Origin of the sequence: Planktothrix sp. FACHB-1365, assembly GCF_014697575.1 — a bacterium.
Lineage (GTDB): Bacteria > Cyanobacteriota > Cyanobacteriia > Cyanobacteriales > Microcoleaceae > Planktothrix.
Genome location: NZ_JACJSC010000011.1, coordinates 1 through 20,729 on the forward strand (window position 1 = coordinate 1; position 20,729 = coordinate 20,729).

Sequence of the window (20,729 nt, forward strand, 5' to 3'; positions counted from 1 at the left end):
CGACTATTTGAATCAGTTGAGCAGTTAGAAGAGTTGTTACATAAATTATTAAATGAAGGAGAGCTAATCATTAATTGGTCTCGTAAAATTAAAAATAAGGGCAATGCTGTTTATTAAATCAAGCTGCGTAGCAGCTTATATTAGAACGTTACCCTAAAGCAGAAATTAGTGTCGGTGCGCCCAAATTTAAACAAGTAACAACAGCCAAAGTTGCTAATAATCAGGTTAAGATTTTGGCAATTTTGGGCAATGATGACGGGATTAATGTTGAAGCAGATCGAAACTTTTTAAATTCTATTCCGGGTGCTAAAGTTGAGTTTTTAGTTAAACCTAACCGCCAAGAACTCAACGATCAACTCTGGGAACAGTCTTGGGATATTCTCTTTTTTGCCGGACATAGCCGCACAGAAGGGGAGACAGGAATTCTATATATTAATAAGACTGAGAGTTTAACAATTCCTGACTTAAGATATGCGTTAAAAAAAGCTATTGAAAAAGGCTTACAACTGGCTATTTTTAACTCCTGTGATGGTTTGGGGTTAGCTCAAGATTTAGCTGATTTGAATCTACCTCAAATGATTGTCATGCGAGAACCTGTTCCTGACAAAGTAGCACAGGAATTTTTAAAATATTTTCTGGGTTCTTTTTCAGGGGGTCAGTCGTTTTATTTAGCAGTTAAGGAAGCGCGGGAAAGATTGCAAGGTTTAGAAAGTCATTTTCCTTGTGCGAGTTGGTTGCCTGTAATCTGTCAAAATGTTGCTAAATTACCGCCTACTTGGATTGAACTACAGGCTACTCAACATTATTCTGATAGAGATTCATCACTTTTACAACCAGAAAATGATAATGAGTATAAACCTCCATTAATATTGTCAAAAAATAATATATTGTCTGGGTTAACTCAATGGCTTCAAAAAAAATATACAAGAATAGCAGATAATCAAAGCATAACAAAGTTACCTGAATATTGTCCTTGCTGTGGGGTATCAATAAATTACACAAATTACGCTCACAAGTATGTAATTAATTGGGATGAAGACAAGAGAGAATTTAGAGTTGAACTTTTCTTGAGATGTGTTTATGATGGTTATGAATTACATCATCTACTTAAGCGCTTGCCGTTGTCTATAGCGCAAGACTCTTTTTGTTCTTGTGGATCAAAGTTATCTTTATCAAATCACACTATTCGACGTTCGGGTGATGAATTTGAGTTTGAGGGTATTTATATATGCCTAGTTTGCAGGAAAGAACAGCGTAGAATTTTCAATGATTTGAAGCGGAGGATCTATAATTCCTGGAAAAATATTAACAGTATAGAAATTAGACCAACAGGTGTGAAATATAAACAATAAAAGGATATAACCCATGTCAACAGCCAAACTAACAGATTATTTCAACTTCCTCACTCCCGATGATATTCGACTGAAAGGTACAAGAATTGGCATCGAAACTATCCTTTATGAATATATTGATCGCAGTTGCACTCCCGAAGAAATTGCCCAAACCTACCCCTCGCTAACCTTAGAACAAGTCTATGCGACAATTCTCTATTACCTACAGAACAAAGAAACGATTAGCAATTACCTAAAAAATTGGATAGAACACGGTCATAAAATGAGAGAACAACAGCGTCTCAATCCTCCACCAGTATCAGAAAAACTTCGGCAATTGAGAGCCACTAGACAAGCCCAAAAGTCAATCGAGTCAATTTACCCGACAGCAAACTCAGTAAATTGACGAATATAAGGAGCTTTAAACGCTAAAACAATATCCTCTTTAGCAACTCCCGCAGCGACCAACTCATTCGCTATTCCTGTTTCTGTTCTATCCCTCTGAATCCAAATTTTACCATCTTTTATATAGAAACCGGGTTTTTGCAGTTAACTTGACCTCACAAATTGAGTTTTGTTGAAAAACCCGGTTTCTTGACTTTTTGCAGTTAACTTGACTGTACAATTTCAGTTTTATTGAAAAACCCGGTTTCTTGACTCCATTTCTACTTATATGAAATCCCTAAATGTTTGCTACAAATCCCCCCTGTAGAGACGTTGCATGCAACGTCTCTACAGGGGGGTTGGGGGGGATCATCTGTAGCGTTCATAATGGGATTTCATATTAGCTAAATTTCTGTTAAAATATAACTACTTTCCATTTCACACCCCTATCTATTGAAATATTAGAAAATCGCGGCTTATCAGAATTTGCTAGAGTTAAGTTAGTGCTTTGTATTGGAGCAGCAAAATTATGATCCAAGTAATGATTAGCCCACAGTCCTTACTGGAAACAGGCATTAAAGTTGAGAAAGTTGATCACCTTCGACTCTTCAAATTTAGCGACGAGTTACAATCTAACCTCGAAGATTTGCTAGAAAAAAACAAGACAGGTTCGCTAACCCTAGAAGAAGAGGCAGAACTCAATGCCATCGGGGAACTTGACCGCATCTTTACCTACCTCAATTCCCTCTTGATTGCCGAGCAATGACTATTAATGAATTGACCAGGCAACTCGTGCGGAAACGCGCAGGCTACCTGTGCGAATATTGCCACTCTCCAGAGAAAATTAGCACCTCTCGTTTCACCATCGATCACATCCAACCGCGCTCTCTAGGTGGCTCTGACAATTCTGATAACCTGGCTTTAGCTTGTAGCCGATGTAACCAGCGTCGTTATAACTTCATTGTGGGTCGGGATGTGGAAACCTCAGCAATTCTGCCTTTATTTAATCCCCGTCAACAGCAGTGGTCTGACCACTTCATCTGGAATGCAGAGGGTACGGAGATTGTCGGCACAACTCCTATCGGTCGAGCCACTTGTGAGCGTCTTGACCTCAACGACGAGCGCTATAGAGGAGAACGTTCTATCCAAGAAGCCCGTGCGCTATGGGTTCAGGCTGGCTGGCATCCTCCCTCAGAAGATCCCCGGCAGCTTGAGTAAGCAGATTTGTCCGCACAAGCCCAAAAATCAATCGAGTCAATTTACCCCACAGCAAACTCAGTAAATTGACGAATATAAGGGGCTTTAAACGCTAAAACAATATCCTCTTTAGCAACTCCCGCAGCGACCAACTCATTCGCTATTCCTGTTTCTGTTCTATCCCTCTGAATCCAAATTTTACCATCTTTTATATAGAAACCGGGTTTTTGCAGTTAGCTTGACTTCACAAATTGAGTTTTGTTGAAAAACCCGGTTTCTTGACTTTTTGTTGTTAGCTTGACTAGAAATTAAGATTTATTGAAAAACCTGGTTTCTTGATTAAAGCTTGATTGTCACCGTCTTAATTTCGGTGTATTGTTGCAAACCGTATTCGCCTAATTCGCGCCCAATTCCAGATTGTTTAAATCCGCCAAAGGGTGCAGCCGCATCGAAAACATCATAACAATTGACCCAAACTGTACCCGCCCGCAGACTGTTAGCAATAGTATGAGCTTTAGTAATATCTTGCGTCCAAACCGCCGCAGCCAGACCATAAATGGTATTATTAGCTCGTTCAACCACCTCGTTGATATCTTTAAACTTGATAATACTCATCACCGGCCCAAAGATTTCTTCTTGAGCAATCTTCATCTCATCCCGAACATTTGCGAAAACAGTAGGCTCGATAAAGAAACCGCGATCGCCGACACGATGACCCCCGCATAACATCTGGGCATCTTCTCGTATACCAGATTCAATGTAGCCCATCACCTTATTAAACTGCTCTTGATCCACCTGCGGCCCTTGCTGAGTGTTAGCATCAAAAGGATCGCCGACGACTCGTTGTTTAGCACGTTCAACGGTTTTGGCGACAAACTCGTCATAGCATTTTTCTTCCACGAACACCCGCGACCCCGCACAGCAGCATTGTCCTTGGTTAAAAAATAGACCAAAGTGAGTTCCTTCGATGGCTGCATCCATATTGGCATCGGCAAAAATAATATTAGGACTCTTACCGCCCAATTCCAATGTGACACGCTTCAAATTGCTTTTAGCAGCAGCTTCCATAATTAAATGTCCCACTTCCGTTGATCCTGTAAAAGCAACCTTATCAATGTCATGATGGTGAGAAATTGCTGCCCCGGCTGTTGGCCCGTAGCCCGATAAAATGTTAACGACACCGGGAGGAAAACCCGCTTCAACGATTAGTTCACCGATCCGTAATGCTGATAAAGGAGTTTGTTCGGCGGTTTTAAGTACAACTGTATTCCCGGTTGCTAAGGCTGGCGCTAACTTCCAAGCCTGCATTAACAGAGGGAAATTCCAGGGGATAATCTGACCGACTACACCGATGGGTTCATGGCGGGTATAACAGAAATAAGAACCGTTAATCGGAATGGTTTTGCCTTGAATTTTATCAGCCCACCCAGCATAATAACGATAGCAAGCAATAACCAAGGGCAAATCAATATTCAGTGAATCCGTCACAGGTTTACCATTATCCAAGGATTCTAACTGTGCCAATTCCAAAATATTTTGTTCAATTAAATCTGCTAATTTGTACAGCAGTTCGCCCCGTTTCGTTGCTGACATTTTTGGCCAATTGCCACGGGTAAACGCCGTTCTTGCCGCTTTAACAGCCTGATCAACATCAGAGGAGTCAGCCTCAGCTACATCACAGATGATCTCACCTGTCGTGGGGTTAATGGTCTCAAAGCGACGACCCGAAACGCTATTCACCCATTCATTATTGATCAGTAATTGAGTTGGCCCAATTTTCACTTTTTGATCGGGTCTGATCGATGTCACCATGATTTATTCCTTTATTAAAATTGAAGTTTTGATCTCCTATAATTTTCGTTAATTGAAACCCCATTTTGGCAAATCTTAATACAAATTTCATCATGTTTAATTAATAAAAAGTCAGTATTTATGCGGATATAAGCAGATTAAATGGGTAAAAATTGAGGATCTAAGGTTTGTTCTAAGGTATAAGGACAGACTTCGGGAAAGATTTGTTCACCGAGTTTTGTTTCTCGAATAGCTAAGGCTAATCCTAATTCATAAGCATCGGGTAAAATTTGATTCAAATAAGCCTTTAAACTCGGACTATCTTGTAATAAAAATTTAATTTGAATGCGTTGTTCTCGAATGGTTCCCAACCAACTATTCGTTCGTTTATCAAGTTGAAATTGCCATTTTAACAAATGTCCTAAGAGAATCCCTAATCGATTTCTCAGTTCTTGTCGTTCTTTTCGTCCCAAGGCTTCGATTTCCTCAATTAAATTCAGTGTATCTAACTGTTGCCATTGTTGAGTTTTCAGAAGATTTACTTGATCTTCTATCCAACTCTGAAAATCGGTTTCATATAAATTAGTCATCGTTTATCCTCTATTTTGATTCATTAATTCCTTTAAACCGTTCTTTTGCTGTTTTGAATGCTTCTTCCATAACAACTTGAATTCTTTGCGGATCTGGTTTTTTTCCTCCCATTAAATCCCCAAAATAAACACAAGCTCCTTCCCCTAATGCCCAAGTATAAGCAGCAGCCCAAGACGCAGCAATAACACTGCCAAAACCGGGAATAAATTTAATTAATTCTCGACCGATCATTTGGGCTAAAAATCCTCCAGCGATCGCACTGACTAAGCCGCCTGCTTGAGAGGGATTTAAAGTTTTTCCATAAAGATTTCCTAATAACACCACCAGAGAAACTTGTAAGGCTGTTAATACGGGCATCGTAGCAAAGGGAAGGGGAACGGCGGCAACGGTTGCCGCCATAATACTAAAAGCTAAAATATACCGTCTTCCCACATCTCGATAGATATTTCCCAGTTGATCGTTAACCTCTCCATTTAATAATTGATGAATCGTTCTGGCTTCAGCTTCAGGGAGCAAATCGGCTAAGGTATCTCGCAAAGCTTCTAAGCCATAAAATACAGGGGTATAGCCATCTTCTTCTAAGGTAAAATCAATTAAAACAGCCTGATCATATAACCCTTTAAAGGCTAATTTTAATTCTGCAAAGGCTCGATTAATATCTTCAAAATCAGGGGGATAAATCCGATGGTTATCAATGTGGGGAGGATAAAGTTCATGGAGACAAGTAACGGCTAATAAACAAGGAATATTAGGATATTTTTTCCGTAAGCTTTGGGCAATTGTTCGTAACGTATCGGTGGCAAAATCGTTAATTTTAACCGTTAGAATTAAAACTCTTGCTCCTGGGCTTTCTTGTTGTAAATCCCCAATTAATTCTTGAATAATCAGATCAGTATTTTGATTAATATCCCCTAAGCCAACGGTATCTTTAAAAATCAGTAAGGGTAAATCATTAGAGGGATAGGCATAACGTTCAGTGTGTTGAGTATGAGGACGAAATCCTTGACCCACAATTTCGGCTGAAACCCCGGTTAACCCTCGAACAATTGAGCTTTTTCCCGCTTGAGGTTTGCCAATTAATAAGGCTTCTGTGGTGGGAAGTTCTGCCCGAACCTTTTCTAAAATCTCAGCAATTTGAGTTTCATTAACACTAAACCATTGGACAACGGTTTGAGCTATTTGGTCAGTCGGGAAAAGTCCTTTAAGTTGTTGGGTTGTCCAACTCCAACCGGCTGCAATTCCATCCATCCAAGAGGAATTAACAGAGGTTGATTGATTGGGCGTTTCAGACACCGGGGAGGAGATTTGAGAATCCGGGGTTTCAGTCATAGGTCAAGTTTGATATTCTCTACTTTGATTCTAGTTTAAGGTTAAAATCCTATTCCTCGGTTTCGGTTATCCTCCCCTGTTTCCCCCCGAATTCAGACCCATAAAATAAAATCAGGGTAGGTATCACCTACCCCAGCTTTTTAACCCTATATTTTCTCATTTAACCAATATTTGATGGTTTTATTCTCGATAGCCGGGACGAGTGGTAACGTTGGGATCACGATAGGTTTCGTGATGGGTTTTGGGCTGACGAAATAAGTTTGCTAAACCAATTAACCCTAGAAGTCCTAACCAACCCCAGTTATTATTATCATCTCTTGTTTCTTGAAATGGAGTCGTATCAATAGTAGGACTATTAGGATTAGTTTGAGCTTGAGCCGGTAAGGAAGCCGGAAATATAGCTAAACTTAAAGCAATCATTCCTGTACCCAAAAGCTGTTGCACAGACGGTTTAATTCTCATGAGTAATCCTCTATTTTAGTAGCGGTTTGCGGCTTCATCTGTGGTGCGATAACGGGGGGCTGGATCTTCATTTTTACGAGCTAAACCACCTAAACCAATTAAACCGAGCAGACCCAGCCAACCCCAATCAAAATCTCGATCTCCTGCGGTTTGGGTGTAGGTTGTATTGGTGTTATCTGTGCCTGTTGTGCCTGTATCTGTGGGTGTGGTTTGAGCAGAAGCAGACAGTGTAGACGGCAGAACTGCTAAACTTAAAGCTAAGGCAGTAGCACTCACTAATTTGGGTAAAGAATTCAGTTTCATGAATTAATCTCCTTGGATATTCGCTCGGTTAAGATGTGAATCAACGATTTAGAATTAAAATCGGGCTTCAACAATGTAAGCGATGTTTTAAATGTAGGGGATTTGTCTGCCTATTTCCTCCCTCTTTAGCCATAACATAAAGTCAAGTACAGTTAACACTAAAGAGATAGCTAGGGAACACCGAACAGGGAACACCGAACAGGGAACAGGGGGAAAAGAAAATAGGGAATAGGTAATAGAGGGGATAGGAAAAAGTTATTAGGTATCCGATCAATTATTTATAGCAAATATTTAAGGATGGAATATAAAATATTTCTACCTAATAAGAAATTCTTTCTTAAACCAGTTTTTGTCAGATTATAAAAGCCTGAGAGTTAGAGGTCAGCTTCATCAAGCAACCTTCAAGCCCTAAATCGATGCGCGACGGTGCAAATCCCAAAATTTAAGCTAATATGGCTAAATCAAGAACCTTGAATCTCAGTTGATATTGGCAAAATTGAGAGATCATCATTGTTGATTCTCAATGATACATCAACTGAGTTTAAGGTGAATAGTATGCTAATAGTAGCGTACTTGTTTGCAAGTCGTGTTAGTGTTGAGGTAGCACAATTTAACATACTCATGGTAACAAAGAATATCAGGGCCGTTACTTACGTTCCCCCGGATTATCATAAAAAACTGCGTCAGTACATGAAACGGCACAACTTAACGGAAAGTGCAGCGTTAGTCCAAATGATTAAACAGTTCTTTGATGGGGAACAGCCGCAACTCAATTCTGAACTGCGAACGGAGGTCGAAGAAATTGTCCAAGACCAAGTAAAACTGTTAAAAGGAGATATTGACCTTTTAAAAGGACAAATTGCCTTGATGCAGCAGTTATTAGACAAAACTGTCACGGCTGAAACGACTCGTCGTGGAGCTAATTCTACTAATAATAATCATCCTAGAAATTTATTGAGGTTGACACCCAAAACAGAAGAAGAATTAACTCGCCGCTTAGGAGTGAATACAGGAAGTGTTGCCAAAGAATTTGCCAAAGGTGCAGAACATTTTAGCTATTGGAGTCAACAAAAAGATCCCAGTGGTATTGGTTGGCACAGACGGGGGGATGGTTTGTACTATCCGGTTTAAATAATTACACTTCCTTTTCGACCCAAACTGTTACCGCCGCAACGGCAATTAACATCTCATCATTTTTGTCTTGAAATTCTTCAATTGCCCGTCCTTGTACCACCATTCCCCCGGTTTCAACGGTAATTGTTTTCTGTCCAAAGGGTAAAACGGCTAATACTTCTTCAGTTCTGACTTGTTCAGGATAGGGAACGGCAATTTGCACTTCTACAATCATTTCATTGGGATGATTTAATCCCGCTACTTCCCAAATTCCGGGTAACGCATTATGGGCGATCGCATTTCTAAGTGCCCTAGCGGCGGCAACCGTAGGTTCCTGTCCATGTTGATCAACCCCCATCCCCATTTCAATTACAAATCGTTTTTTAGCCATGATTTTTATTGGTTATTTTTAACTCTATATTGTATCTAGGAAAAGACTTGATGACTAATGGCTTGATAAGTATATTCGGGACAGTCAGAATCTGAATGGGTTTCTAAACATTCAACTTCCACTTTCATTTGGTTCATTTCTGCCATTCCAAAAATAGTCGCAAAGGCAATATCCGCCGCATCTCGTCCCGTTCCAATTCTAATTAATCCATTACGGGGAGCAAGGCGAGTGGCGTCAAATAAGTACCAGCGATCGCCTAAATACGCCTCAAAATAAGCATGAAAATTCGGGGGTTGTAGTTTATAAGCATAACCCGATGCAAACCGAGCCGGAATATTTAAAGAACGGCAAAAAGCAATTCCTAAATGGGCAAAATCTCGACAAACTCCCGCCCGTTCTGTCACCGTATCAAAGGCAGAGGTATGTTGATCACTACTCCCTGATAAGTAAGTTACATTATCATAAATCCAATTACAAATTGCCGTTACTCTGGAATAATCGGGCAATAAATGACCGAATTCTGATTGAGCAAACCGCATTAATCGGTCAGATTGACAATAGCGACTTGGATAAATATATTGTAAAAATTCTAAGGGAAGTTTTGCTATCGGAACTTCATTAATTGTTGTGGGATTGGTTTCTTCATACATCACATCAACAATGGCCTGATAGGATAAGCTTAAATTCCCTGAAGAAACATTAATCCGAATATAACGATTTTTTAAATTAGGATCAATATATTCTTCATGATTAAGCTCCGGTTCTAAGTTCAAATGTTCTTCTAAGATAGTTTGACTTGTCGTTTTAGCAACATTAACATTAAAAATAAATGTAGTATTGCTACTCACTTGATAGTTTAATTCACAACTAACTTTAAATTTCATAATTCCCAACCCTTCAACCCTTTATTGCGATTGTTCAACCCTCAGAAACCGGGTTTCTTTAAGAAACCCGGTTTCTACATTTCACTAACTTTAATTGATAGCGATATAACGCCACCGGATGACCACTAGCTGCAAAAAAATTCGGATCTTGAGGAGATAAATAAACGGCCGTTACTTGATCTCCGATAATCGATTTTACCTCATTAAATGAATTTTTGTCGTCAAATTCTGCCTGGTAAGCCGTTGTAGTTTCCACTTCATTCAAATAGATTTGAGATGAACTTTCAAAGACTTGTTGACTAATTTCGGTGGCAATAAATTGATCTTCACGGGGAGTTTCAGAACTCCGACCTGTGACCGTTGAAATTAGTTCTACATTTCCGGGTAAAGCTGTGATTAGGCGATTCGAGTTTGTGGGATCAGCCTTAACGGATAAAATCCCATTTTCTCCTAACAGAGCTTTTCCCATATTAAACCCATTAAATGCGCGATCGCCCACTATCTTAGGATAGATTTTTCCATCTTTTTCTTTCTCTGAACCTGCTTGAGTAAAAAATAAAGTTATGGGAAAAATCTGTAACTTTGGTAACGATTGAACTGTTTTAAATCTAACTTTAAACTCAATGGGTTGATTCAGAAGTTCAGCATTTTTTTCAAACCCAGGAGTGGTGATTTGGGGAGCCATTGGTGCGACTTTATCAACTAATGTACTGGTAACATCCCACTCTCCTTCCATCCACTGAGGATAATATAAATCCCCTTGCGCCTTTTGAATCATGGGTTTATGATTCCAGTCGGGAAATAGGGATAAACGCTCGGCTAATTGTCCGGCTTGAGCATCAGTTTTTCCGAACATTAAACCCACAATTAAACCCACAATTAAAATAATTTTTTTCATTTTTTAGTTAGGAATAGGGAACAGGGAACAGGAAACAGGAATTGATTAGAAATTGCAAGATTTTACCGTAGGGGTGGCGTCCCTCCCAACCCTCTTTGCTTGCATTTTGGGGATGGGGGCGAGAAGACCTCGCCCCTAAATTTTAAGGGAAGATTAACCTTATAATGTTTCAACCGGAATGGGTTGCCAAACTTCTCCATATTTTTCTTTTAAAGCTTCCCATTGTTCCACTTGTCCAGGTTCATATTCTCCCGGTTTTCCCCATTGTAAAAACGCACTTAATACAACCTCTTGCTGTTCACTCAGAAAGCGAATTGCATAGGTTGTAAAATTACCCCGTTTGGCTTCTCCGGTTTCAAATTTCACCTGTTTAATATGATCCATATTCAGATGAAATTCAAACCCCTCGGTGTGCATATTGGCATATTTTCCTTTGGGTAATTCTGCATAAAATAGCTTTTCAAGTTTTCCTCGAACTTCTAACACCGCCGCACTGCTGGTGACAATTAACCGTAATGTTCCTAAATTTTCGCACCCTTCTAAAAATTCTTTGAGATTACTCATGGTCTAAAATCCAGTTATAAATTCTTTTTAATTCTCAATTTTACTAGAATTCTGTAACCTTTGGCTGGATTTTTTTTAACCTAGAGGTTAACCCCCTGATTTAGTTGATTTTCTCATGTTTTTCGTAAGCAGCAACAATGCGTTGGACGAGGGAATGGCGCACCACATCCGCTTGGGAAAATTCACAAAAGGCAATTCCTTCCACATTTTTTAAGATTTTTAACGCTGTTGTTAACCCCGACGTTTGATTCGGTAATAAATCCGTTTGGGTAATATCTCCCGTTACCACCATTCGAGAGCGAAATCCTAAACGAGTTAATACCATTTTCATTTGAGCCGGGGTGGTATTTTGGGCTTCATCTAAAATAATAAAAGAATTGTTTAACGTCCGACCCCGCATATACGCTAGGGGAGCCACTTCAATTACTCCTCGTTCCATTAAATTTGCGGCTTTTTCCGGGTCAATTAATTCATACAGGGCATCATATAACGGCCGTAAATAGGGATTAACTTTTTGTTGTAAATCTCCGGGTAAAAAGCCTAATTTTTCCCCGGCTTCCACCGCCGGACGAGTTAAAATTAATCGTTCATATTGATCGGATAATAACGCTTGTAACGCTAAAATTGCAGCTAAATAGGTTTTACCCGTTCCCGCAGGGCCAATACAAAACACTAAATCTTGAGTCCGTATCGCCTGAATATATTGACGTTGGCGAAAGGTTTTAGCCCGAATTTCTAGTCCTCGCCGTGTTTTGGCTAAAACATCACGCTGGATTTCTTGAAAAGCATCCTCTTGATGGGTATTAATAGCGTGACGCGCTGTGAGAATATCTACAGAAGTAATCGGTTTCCCGTCTTTCCAAAATTCTTTTAACGATTCAACTAATTTTTCACACAATTGAATTTGACTGGCGGTTCCACTCACGAGCAATTCCTGTCCTCGCATCACCAGTTGAGCGCCCGTTTGTTGAGATAGAACTTTTAGATTATCTTCTTGATAACCCGAAAGCGCCATTGCACTTTCAATACTCGGTAACTGAAGGGTAAATCGCTCAGTCATGATAATATCAACTTTTTCTCAATCAATGATCCGATGCCAATAGATAGCAGTCACAACTAACAGTAATTAACAAAAAAAATCCAGCAAATCTAAACTTGTTTCCCTCTTTTTCTTGATATTTTATTCCCTATTCGTAATTCGTAATTCGTAATTCGTAATTCCCTATTCCCTATTCCCTACTAAAAAATACTGAGAAGAGGTTGGGCAAAACTATCTGGGTCAATTGCACCCTATTCTGCCCAACATTAAAAAATTCGTCTAACCCTTAATCTATCCTGAGCCGTTGGGTTTTACTGCTTAGGACAGATTTGGGTAACGTTATTCTTCATATCTTCGGTTCAAACGAGGCTTAGAAGGGGATGAACGTGTGGGTGGACGAGTACGTCCTTCCCCCCCTGCATATCGCCCTGGAGAGCGATGACTAAACGACTCTCTAGGTTCCCGTTCCCGATGAGACTCATCGGATTCACTATCGTTATAGATATCCAAATAAATCGTTTCACCGGACGCTGCGGCTAGTGCGATTAAAACCATCCGAATGGCTTGAATATTGCGTCCGCCACGACCATAAACCCGCCCCTTGTCTTCGGCTTCCACCGCCAACCGAATCCAAGTTTTACGCAGACTCGCAAAATGCTCACAATCGACCCGCAAGGACTCTGGGGAATCCAGAAACGGCTCGATTAAAAACCGCACCAGTTGGTCATAATTGGGATTAGACTGCGGATTCTGCGGTCGTGGCTTCGGGTTGGACTCCAGACTTGAGTTGTTCAAAAACATTGGCTTTTCTCAGGATGCTACGCACGGTCTCAGTCGGTTGCGCCCCTTGCTGTAAGCGGCGGACAATGCCAGGGACATCCAATCGGACTTCATCGGTTCTGGGATTGTAGAAGCCCAGTTCTTCTAGGGGACGACCATCTCGGCGAGAAACGCTATTCATCGCCACAATGCGGTAACTAGCTTCCCGCTTTTTTCCGAATCTCTTTAAACGCAGTTTGATCATTATTGATTCAAAATACTCCTCTATGAATTTTGACATCCTCCACTGCTTAAAGGCGAGTGGATTCTTCGCCACGCCACAAGGGTCGTTGAATGGGGTTGACGTTTCATCGATTACAGCCTAAGTATTTAGGTCTTATACAATCTCCTCGTCCGATTAAAGTCTCCGAATGCCCTCCGGCGACTAAAATTTATTGAGATTTAAAGTGCATTCAAGGTTGGATTTCCATTGCCTTACATCTGCTTCCCCGGTCTCCTTCAGGCTCGGTTTCACACCGTTATCAGTGGTATATCGACTGCAAAGTTGGGTGGGTTTTTTCATACCAACATCATCCTACCACAATACTCAATAAAAAGCCTAAGTGGAACTTAGAGGCTTTAAACCCAGAATTTTCGGTAAGCTATTTTTCAACAGCCGAGTCATTTGTTTAGGGAAACTTTAGCCAACAATGGCTGGATGGGCGATTGACCCCCCTACCCTGACTCACCCCTTAGCTTAAACCAGCCAACATCTACCCATGTCCTTATCCCGATTATCCGATTGGATTAACCTGAAAAAAAATAGTCGTAAATTTGTGATCCCTGCCTTGGGTATTTTGATCCTGATCTTAAGTTTACAGTTTGGGAACAGTTTTCGCACTCCAACCCCTGAAAAAAATTTACCGATTTATCAACCGCTCACTGAAATTCCCCCCACAGCCCAAAAAGTTACCGTTGGAGTTTATGCTCAAAATATTTATGAACTGAATGCGTCCAGTAATACCTATTACTTGGATTTCTATTTATGGTTACGTTGGAAAGGCAAAATTGACCCCGTTACTAATTTAGAATTTATGAACGGCGTTGAAGACTGGGGAAGAATTATTGAACCCGCCTATGAAGAACCGAAAAAACTCAAAGATGGTAGTTTCTATCAAATTATGCGGGTCGAAAGTCGGTTTCGAGAACCCTTTGAATTTTCCCGCTATCCCCTGGATGAACAACGTTTGGGAGTCACGATTGAAAATGCCGTTTATTCCTTAGATGAATTAGTCTATATAGCGGATACAAAAGAATCCGGCTATGCTGCGGATTTAACCGTTCCTGGGTGGAAAATTAAAAATTCTGAGATTAAAACCCTATCCCATCAATATCCCTCTAATTTTGGGGATTTAGACGAAGGCAAAAATAACTCGATTTATTCGACTGTGCGGTTTGAAATGCACATTTCCCGTCCCTTGAGTTTCTTTACCTGGAAATTATTACTTCCGTTATTTGTCGTTTTATTTTCCAGTTGGGGTTCCTTATTACTTTATCCGATCTATGTTGATTCTCGGATTATTCTTCCCGTCACCGCTTTATTAACCATTGTTTTTCTACAACAATCCTATTCCGATGCTTTACCCGATGTTGGCTATTTGGTTTTAGTAGATAAAATCTATGCTTTAGTTTACGTTTTGATTATTGCAGGGATTTTAGAAACTATTATTACCGCCGACTGGACAAAAAGCGAACATCCTGAATCCATTCTCCGAGTCAAAAAGCTTGATCAATTGTTCTTAGCTACAAATATAGTAATTTTAGTCGTAGGAGTCACACTAATCTTACTATTGTAAATTAGATTAAATTCAGAAAAACCCGGTTTCTATTTAATATTCAATTCTGCAAAGAAACCAGGTTTTTTGTTATAAGCCGTTTAAAACCCAATTCTTAGTAAAATTCCCTAAATTTGGGGTACAGAATAAGAATCAATTTCCTCTGTCGTATGGGTTTTGACTTCATCCCGTTGACGTTGAACTAATTCCACTAATTGACGGCGTGCGGCTTCAAAAGCATCTCGAATCACAGCTTCTAACGATTCATATTGAACTCCTTCTTGAGGGTTCTCAGAAGCCGCTAACTCATGTCCTGGGGGTACAGTAATATCTAAACGAACTCGATAGGGAGAACCGCTTTTTGGACGATCATGGATTTTTTCAACCACAACCCGGCAACTACTCATATAATTACAATATCGCTCTAACTTCGCCACTTTTTTGTTAATTAGCTCATCCAGATAATCGGTCTTTTCCACATCTCGATAAGTAATTTCAACAGGAATTTTCATAGATATTTCTCCTATTAATTTGTATTCAATATAAAGGCTTATTTTCCCTTAATTCCTCTATCAGAAGTTGGAAATCTTCTTTACCTTTACTCAAGCATTCTCAACTTTTCTGAATTTCTATTAATGCTGATTTCGTTATAGTATAGAGTTGGTTATTCAAATTATTATTGTGGGCGGTTAACTCGAATTAGCTTATTAAGTAAGATGGTTTCGTTAGCAATTGCTTGATTAATTCGCTCCGCTAGTCTTTGTATATTACTATATTTATTCTTGTTCTTTTAATGCTTGTTCAATTTCTTCAGAATACGCTTCTGCATAAACCCAAACATTCAACAAATCAGCCGCCGTTAGATGCGGATATAATTGCAAAATTTCTGCATCCGTCGCACCTTGACGGCGTAAACTAACAAATAGCCAAACCGGAAGACGAGTATTAGCAATACAAGCATCCCCACCCATTACCCCAGGAGTTTTGGTAATTCCCCGTGAACCATTGCTTAAAGTCTGAGTTAACGCTTGAATGACTTCGGCTTTTTCAATTAGAGTCAGAGACAAAAGTTGAGTTTGGAATTCTGTTAAGGTCATATTAATATAATACAGCACAGTTAAGGATATTTTATCATTTTTATCCTGTTATCTGTCCTATTTCTAAATCCGTTGAGTTAAAATGCGATCGCTTAGTCTTCATCAGCTAAATAATCAACCTTCAAAACAGTTTCTAAATTAAACGGACATTCATCAGGGAAAACACTGATTTTTAATTGCGTTTCTGTTGCTGCATCCTGACGCGCATCTTGATAACATTCGGCAAAAATTTCCTGACTGTATCCCTTTAAACTGGGGCTATCTTTAAACAAAATTAATAAACGTCGCCGATGCTCAACAATTGTACTTCTCCAACTTTGAGAACGTTTATTCGGCTGATATTTATATTTGAGTAAGTGCATTAACAAAACCGTCAAATTACTTTGAATCGCTCGTTTCTCACTCCTCCCCATAGTTTCTAACTCTTCAATTAAGTTTTGAATATCAATTTCTTGAAGTTGGTTTTGGCGCAATTGCTCTACGGTTTTCTCAATCCATAAATAATAATCTTGTTCATAAAGTGTTAATTGATTCCGATGTTGTTGGGATAATTGAGGATTCATAGTAATATTGTTTGTTAAAATAAAGCTAAAAATAGTGATAAAATTCTATTTTTATTTGATCTATTATTGCATGATATTCCATACTTCCCGATTAAGTTCACGCAAAGGAGGTAAGTCATTAACAGCATCTTTAAAGGTTTGGCTTTCTTCAAATATATCTCGTAATGTTAGTAGATGAATTCTAAAACGTTCAATATCAGGAAACTCAAGAAGACGATTTTTAAAACCCTCTTTAGGTTTGGATCTTGTTGGTGATGTATAACCCACTCCAGCTAACATTACACCAATATCAGCACTATGTCGTATTAGACCAGAATGTAAAAGGTCCGCTTTTTCTGCTCCTAAATTTTTGTTTTCTAACTTTGATTGAAAATAAATTTTTAACCCATTAATATAACCCTCTCCATCAACGCCACCATCAGGCCCAGCAGGGCCAGGAGTTAACCCTAAACAATACGCAAAACGACGACCTAACTCTTGTTTAGTAGCCGTATCACTCAAAATAATACCCTGAATTACAGCATTTATAACTTTATAATTGCTCATTATCTTTAATGTGAAATTTCGCTTGTTTTTTCCAATTCTCTTACAGTACAGTTATTTTGATAAAGTAAACGAATCCCTAAAATTGCACAATCATTAACTCTTTCTTCCATTCCAATTTTTTTAATTTTATGTAATGTAACTATATCTAGCTTTAGATTATATAAAACTGAAGAATCTGAATTTGAATTTCCTCCTAATCCACCCATTTTTTGAATAATTTCATCAAGATTTAATTTTAATCTATTAATACAATAATAAACATACTCTATTGAATATTCTATCATAGCTGCCCGACTCATTCTAATTGCTGATGTTAATTCCATCAACTTTTGGTTATCTGTATTTAATATTTTAATAGTAAATTCTTTGATTTGATCTTCGTTCTCTAATTCTTCATTGAGTTGTATCCCTTTTTTAATGGCTTCATCTACTTTTTTGCTGTCATTCTTGATCTTAATCACTTTTTTATCAGATAAATCTTGATTAACCCCTGATTTTGTTTCTTTTGAACTCATTGTCTTACCTCTTTTCTAAATATTAATTAATAAGTCTTCAAAATAGTTTTCTAGCTCTTGGTATTCTGAATATTCCCAAATATATTTTTTAGTCAAATATACAGCTTCTTGCATCGGATCTTGAACGTTAATCATCTCTAAAGCCACACTGCATTGGCTAGGCTTATTTTCTATACTATTAACTTTTTCTTGTATTTCATCAGCACTAATTCCTAAAGGTACAACAAAAACTTCTGGTGGAAAATTACATTTTCCTTCGATCTTAGAAATGACCTCTAAAGTTGATTTAAGATTATTAAAGCCGGCTTTATACCTTGAGGATAAACTGATGGGTATGAAGATAACATCAGGATCACTTCCTACAATAACTTGAACAATATTAACTAAGGGTGTATCCATATCAAGAACAACATAATCATATTTTTCTATTTTAACAAACTTTTTCAGACGTTTTCGATTAGGGTTTGTTATAACTGATATCCCTGGTCTTGTATGTACTGAATTAGAGTCAAATTCTTCATTAGGCTCTTCACTGACATAAAACTTCCAAGAATCTGCTTGATCATCACAATCTATTAGTAAAACATCTCCTCTTTTAGAAAGAACTCCTGCTAAATGAACAGCTAAGGTCGTTTTACCCACACCACCACTATTATGTGTACAGAGAATGACTTTCATTACAGTATTACTACGTTTTTAGTAAACACACTATCTCATTCAGTATAACATCCAATGATATTAATCGTTTAGATAGAGATTTATTTTATAGTTTAACTGTTTTTGTTAGGATACGGGGCGATCGCTCTCATAACCAACAAATTCTCTAGCCAACCTACGATCTATACACTCATCCAAGAGAATCTTCATATTAAGCCACCCTGCTGATTAATTGTTTTTTAGCTTCTTCCAGCAAGGCAATAATTTGTTCTCTACTAACAGTTGGAAATCCCTCTAAAAAATCATCAATAGACTCTCCCGCCTCTAAATAGTCAAATAGCGTTTGTATGGGAACTCTTGTCCCAATAAAGACTGGAGTTCCTCCCATGATTTCCGTAGATATACCAATCACCGAGAAATTCTGAGACATAGGGGTTGTGAATTAGTTAATATTAATCGCTTACATAGAGATTTATTTTATAGTTTAACTATTTTTAGAGGGATTGGGTGCGATCGCTTACAATTAAACCAACTTCATCCTCTTTCATCCGGTCTAAATCATCAGCAATAAAAAGAAACCCGATTTCTTCAAGAAATCAGGTTTATGAAATCACTATTTGATGACTAACTACTTGCCAATTTTAGGCGCACTCAAAGAGAAGAATTTCCATTTATTCGGTTTAACTTCTGGGGCTTTTTGCGCTAAGGTTGGGACAGAATGACGTAATAAAGCCGTTAACTGTGTGGTAGTGGAATCATAGATTTGGGTTAATATTTTCGGATATAACCCAATGCCAATAATCGGTACTAATAAACTGGCAATAATGAAGACTTCACGGGGTTCTGCATCCACCAGTTCTTCATGTTCTACTAACTCTTTATTTTCGGGGCCGTAGAGAATTTCACGCAACATCGACAGCAGATAAATGGGCGTTAAAATTACCCCAACGGCTGCTAATAAAATCACGATAACTTTAAAAGTGGAGTTATAAGCATCGCTGGTTGCAAACCCGATAAACACCATTAATTCAGCAACAAATCCACTCATCCCCGGTAAGGCTAAGGATGCCATACTGCACGCTGTCCACATGGCGAAGACCTTCTTCATCTTGACGCCAACGCCGCCCATTTCATCCAACATTAAGGTATGGGTGCGGTCGTAAGTACAGCCTACCAGGAAGAATAAACTTGCTCCAATTAACCCGTGAGATACCATTTGTAACATCGCCCCACTTACCCCAATATCGGTAAAAGAGGCTATCCCAATTAATACAAACCCCATGTGGGAAATTGATGAATAGGCAATTTTTCGTTTTAGGTTTCGTTGGGCAAAAGATGTTAACGCCGCATACACAATATTAACCACACCCAATATAACTAAAATTGGGGCAAAGGTTGCATGAGCATCGGGTAACATTTCGGCATTCATTCTTAATAACCCATACCCCCCCATTTTTAATAGAATTCCTGCGAGTAACATATGGGCTGGGGCGGTGGCTTCTCCGTGAGCATCAGGGAGCCAAGTATGCAGGGGAAAAATTGGTAATTTTACGCCATAAGCTATCAGGAACCCACCATATAATAACAGTTGTAAATTCAGTGGATAATGTTTAGCCGCGATCGCCTGCATATCAAAGGTAACGGTATCTCCATAGAATGCCATCGCTAGAGAACCGACCAAAATAAATAGGGAATCTCCTGCTGTATAGAGAATAAATTTGGTGGCGGCGTAGAGACGTTTTTTCCCGCCCCAAATGGATAAAATGAGATAAACCGGAACTAATTCTAACTCCCAAACTAAGAAGAAAAGCAACATATCTTGAACGGCAAAAACGGCAATTTGTCCGCCATACATTGCCAACATCAAGAAATAGAATAATTTGGGTTTGAAGGTGACAGGCCAAGCCGCTAAAATGGCTAAAGTGGTGATAAATCCGGTTAAAATAATTAAGGGCATGGATAAACCATCTGCCCCCACAGACCAATTTAAGTCAATTTGGGGAACCCAAGCATATTTTTCAGCCAGTTGTAAACCTGAAGTATGAAGATCGTATCCCGTATTAAAGGCATAAACGATCATGGCAAAATCGATCAACCCCACAATTAAAGCGTACCATCTCACGGTTTTTCCGTCTTTATCGGGAATAATCGGGAGAAATAACGAGGCTACAATGGGGAATAAGATGATGGTTGTTAACCAAGGAAAATGTTCCATAGATCCAATTATGAATGAAGAACTTTGAATTAAGAATTAAGTCGAATTTGTCTTAATTCTTAATAGAAATTTGTGCGATTTTATGCTGTAAATGAAGTCCTTATTTGTAGAATTCAGAATTTAGAGCGTTAAAGGGAAGATCAATCTTAGTTGTTCCAAAACTGGAAAACTTTTGAATTAACCTTCCCTCTAATCAAGTAAAGTTGAGAGAAAGATTCAATTTTTTCCTTTCTAAATTTATGATTTCTATTGTTAAACAAGAATC

The 20,729-nt window shown here is 38.8% G+C and carries 26 protein-coding genes and 3 pseudogenes; 7 read left to right on the forward strand and 22 right to left on the reverse strand.

Translation table 11 applies throughout. The features are described 5' to 3' along the window. The 3 genes and pseudogenes from H6G57_RS29025 to H6G57_RS14110 form a co-directional block, all read left to right on the forward strand. A pseudogene (locus tag H6G57_RS29025) lies at positions 1–117 on the forward strand (IS630 family transposase); the annotation flags it as partial. Positions 118–233: 116 nt separating this feature from the next. Continuing rightward, the gene (locus tag H6G57_RS14105) at positions 234–1,352 is read left to right on the forward strand and encodes a CHAT domain-containing protein (protein ID WP_199314301.1); all 1,119 of its coding nucleotides are present in this window, start codon (positions 234–236) and stop codon (positions 1,350–1,352) included. Between the two features lie 13 nt (positions 1,353–1,365). Beyond that, the gene (locus H6G57_RS14110; RefSeq protein WP_190519543.1) at positions 1,366–1,737 is read left to right on the forward strand and encodes a DUF433 domain-containing protein; all 372 of its coding nucleotides are present in this window, start codon (positions 1,366–1,368) and stop codon (positions 1,735–1,737) included. On the opposite strand, the pseudogene H6G57_RS14115 reads toward H6G57_RS14110, so the two are convergent. Continuing rightward, positions 1,710–1,859, reverse strand: a pseudogene (locus H6G57_RS14115) (element excision factor XisI family protein); the annotation flags it as partial. The gene H6G57_RS14110 and the pseudogene H6G57_RS14115 overlap by 28 nt on opposite strands. A gap of 385 nt (positions 1,860–2,244) precedes the next feature. Here H6G57_RS14115 and H6G57_RS14120 point away from each other — a divergent pair. Next, the gene (locus H6G57_RS14120; RefSeq protein ID WP_190519545.1) at positions 2,245–2,481 is read left to right on the forward strand and encodes a hypothetical protein; all 237 of its coding nucleotides are present in this window, start codon (positions 2,245–2,247) and stop codon (positions 2,479–2,481) included. Positions 2,482–2,507: 26 nt separating this feature from the next. Further along, on the forward strand, positions 2,508–2,933 hold the full coding sequence (locus H6G57_RS14125; RefSeq protein ID WP_309235905.1) for an HNH endonuclease signature motif containing protein: 426 nt from the start codon (positions 2,508–2,510) through the stop codon (positions 2,931–2,933). Between the two features lie 41 nt (positions 2,934–2,974). Here H6G57_RS14125 and H6G57_RS14130 read toward each other — a convergent pair. The 6 genes and pseudogenes from H6G57_RS14130 to H6G57_RS14155 form a co-directional block, all read right to left on the reverse strand. Beyond that, positions 2,975–3,124 (reverse strand): annotated as a pseudogene (locus tag H6G57_RS14130) (element excision factor XisI family protein); the annotation flags it as partial. Between the two features lie 127 nt (positions 3,125–3,251). Beyond that, the gene (locus H6G57_RS14135) at positions 3,252–4,724 is read right to left on the reverse strand and encodes an aldehyde dehydrogenase family protein (protein WP_190519548.1); all 1,473 of its coding nucleotides are present in this window, start codon (positions 4,722–4,724) and stop codon (positions 3,252–3,254) included. A 137-nt stretch (positions 4,725–4,861) separates the two neighbouring features. Continuing rightward, positions 4,862–5,293, reverse strand: a complete 432-nt coding sequence (locus H6G57_RS14140; RefSeq protein WP_190519550.1) for a DUF29 domain-containing protein — start codon at positions 5,291–5,293, stop codon at positions 4,862–4,864. A gap of 10 nt (positions 5,294–5,303) precedes the next feature. Continuing rightward, on the reverse strand, positions 5,304–6,623 hold the full coding sequence (locus H6G57_RS14145; RefSeq protein WP_190519552.1) for a YcjF family protein: 1,320 nt from the start codon (positions 6,621–6,623) through the stop codon (positions 5,304–5,306). A gap of 180 nt (positions 6,624–6,803) precedes the next feature. Further along, on the reverse strand, positions 6,804–7,085 hold the full coding sequence (locus tag H6G57_RS14150; protein ID WP_190519554.1) for a WGxxGxxG family protein: 282 nt from the start codon (positions 7,083–7,085) through the stop codon (positions 6,804–6,806). 15 nt (positions 7,086–7,100) lie between these two features. After that, complete coding sequence (locus tag H6G57_RS14155; RefSeq protein WP_190519556.1) at positions 7,101–7,388, reverse strand: WGxxGxxG family protein; 288 nt, start codon at positions 7,386–7,388, stop codon at positions 7,101–7,103. A 621-nt stretch (positions 7,389–8,009) separates the two neighbouring features. Between H6G57_RS14155 and H6G57_RS14160 the strand changes: the two genes are divergently transcribed. Continuing rightward, on the forward strand, positions 8,010–8,519 hold the full coding sequence (locus H6G57_RS14160) for a hypothetical protein (protein ID WP_072722723.1): 510 nt from the start codon (positions 8,010–8,012) through the stop codon (positions 8,517–8,519). 4 nt (positions 8,520–8,523) lie between these two features. Here H6G57_RS14160 and H6G57_RS14165 read toward each other — a convergent pair whose 3' ends face one another. From H6G57_RS14165 to rpsP, 7 genes are all read right to left on the reverse strand, one after another. After that, positions 8,524–8,892, reverse strand: a complete 369-nt coding sequence (locus H6G57_RS14165; protein WP_190519558.1) for a Lin0512 family protein — start codon at positions 8,890–8,892, stop codon at positions 8,524–8,526. A gap of 35 nt (positions 8,893–8,927) precedes the next feature. Further along, positions 8,928–9,776: a transglutaminase family protein gene (locus H6G57_RS14170; protein WP_190519560.1), complete on the reverse strand. Its 849-nt coding sequence runs from the start codon at positions 9,774–9,776 to the stop codon at positions 8,928–8,930. A 58-nt stretch (positions 9,777–9,834) separates the two neighbouring features. Beyond that, on the reverse strand, positions 9,835–10,674 hold the full coding sequence (locus H6G57_RS14175) for a DUF6816 family protein (RefSeq protein ID WP_190519562.1): 840 nt from the start codon (positions 10,672–10,674) through the stop codon (positions 9,835–9,837). 159 nt (positions 10,675–10,833) lie between these two features. Continuing rightward, a complete protein-coding gene (locus H6G57_RS14180; RefSeq protein WP_190519564.1) occupies positions 10,834–11,238 on the reverse strand; it encodes a ChuX/HutX family heme-like substrate-binding protein in 405 nt (134 codons plus the stop codon). A 100-nt stretch (positions 11,239–11,338) separates the two neighbouring features. Continuing rightward, on the reverse strand, positions 11,339–12,298 hold the full coding sequence (locus H6G57_RS14185; RefSeq protein ID WP_190519566.1) for a PhoH family protein: 960 nt from the start codon (positions 12,296–12,298) through the stop codon (positions 11,339–11,341). A gap of 318 nt (positions 12,299–12,616) precedes the next feature. Continuing rightward, the gene (locus tag H6G57_RS14190; protein WP_254172899.1) at positions 12,617–12,994 is read right to left on the reverse strand and encodes a KH domain-containing protein; all 378 of its coding nucleotides are present in this window, start codon (positions 12,992–12,994) and stop codon (positions 12,617–12,619) included. A gap of 19 nt (positions 12,995–13,013) precedes the next feature. Next, positions 13,014–13,301, reverse strand: a complete 288-nt coding sequence (gene rpsP, locus H6G57_RS14195; protein WP_072722716.1) for a 30S ribosomal protein S16 — start codon at positions 13,299–13,301, stop codon at positions 13,014–13,016. Positions 13,302–13,815: 514 nt separating this feature from the next. Between rpsP and H6G57_RS14200 the strand changes: the two genes are divergently transcribed. Then, on the forward strand, positions 13,816–14,892 hold the full coding sequence (locus tag H6G57_RS14200) for a hypothetical protein (RefSeq protein ID WP_190519570.1): 1,077 nt from the start codon (positions 13,816–13,818) through the stop codon (positions 14,890–14,892). Positions 14,893–14,999: 107 nt separating this feature from the next. Here the strand turns inward: H6G57_RS14200 and H6G57_RS14205 are convergent, their stop codons facing one another. The 8 genes from H6G57_RS14205 to H6G57_RS14240 form a co-directional block, all read right to left on the reverse strand. Continuing rightward, the gene (locus H6G57_RS14205; RefSeq protein ID WP_190519572.1) at positions 15,000–15,383 is read right to left on the reverse strand and encodes an HPF/RaiA family ribosome-associated protein; all 384 of its coding nucleotides are present in this window, start codon (positions 15,381–15,383) and stop codon (positions 15,000–15,002) included. A 264-nt stretch (positions 15,384–15,647) separates the two neighbouring features. Beyond that, positions 15,648–15,968: a DUF433 domain-containing protein gene (locus tag H6G57_RS14210; RefSeq protein ID WP_190519574.1), complete on the reverse strand. Its 321-nt coding sequence runs from the start codon at positions 15,966–15,968 to the stop codon at positions 15,648–15,650. A 92-nt stretch (positions 15,969–16,060) separates the two neighbouring features. Beyond that, positions 16,061–16,531 carry a DUF29 domain-containing protein gene (locus H6G57_RS14215; RefSeq protein WP_190519576.1) on the reverse strand — a complete coding sequence of 157 codons (471 nt, stop codon included), beginning with the start codon at positions 16,529–16,531 and terminating at the stop codon, positions 16,061–16,063. 63 nt (positions 16,532–16,594) lie between these two features. Then, positions 16,595–17,077: a restriction endonuclease gene (locus tag H6G57_RS14220; protein WP_190519578.1), complete on the reverse strand. Its 483-nt coding sequence runs from the start codon at positions 17,075–17,077 to the stop codon at positions 16,595–16,597. Positions 17,078–17,082: 5 nt separating this feature from the next. Continuing rightward, positions 17,083–17,592, reverse strand: a complete 510-nt coding sequence (locus tag H6G57_RS14225) for a hypothetical protein (protein ID WP_190519579.1) — start codon at positions 17,590–17,592, stop codon at positions 17,083–17,085. 15 nt (positions 17,593–17,607) lie between these two features. After that, complete coding sequence (locus H6G57_RS14230; protein WP_190519581.1) at positions 17,608–18,270, reverse strand: ParA family protein; 663 nt, start codon at positions 18,268–18,270, stop codon at positions 17,608–17,610. 190 nt (positions 18,271–18,460) lie between these two features. Beyond that, positions 18,461–18,679, reverse strand: a complete 219-nt coding sequence (locus H6G57_RS14235) for a DUF433 domain-containing protein (protein WP_190519582.1) — start codon at positions 18,677–18,679, stop codon at positions 18,461–18,463. A 198-nt stretch (positions 18,680–18,877) separates the two neighbouring features. Continuing rightward, entirely contained in the window at positions 18,878–20,464 is a 1,587-nt protein-coding gene (locus H6G57_RS14240; protein ID WP_190519583.1) for an NAD(P)H-quinone oxidoreductase subunit 4, read from the reverse strand. Between the last annotated feature and the right edge of the window lie 265 nt (positions 20,465–20,729).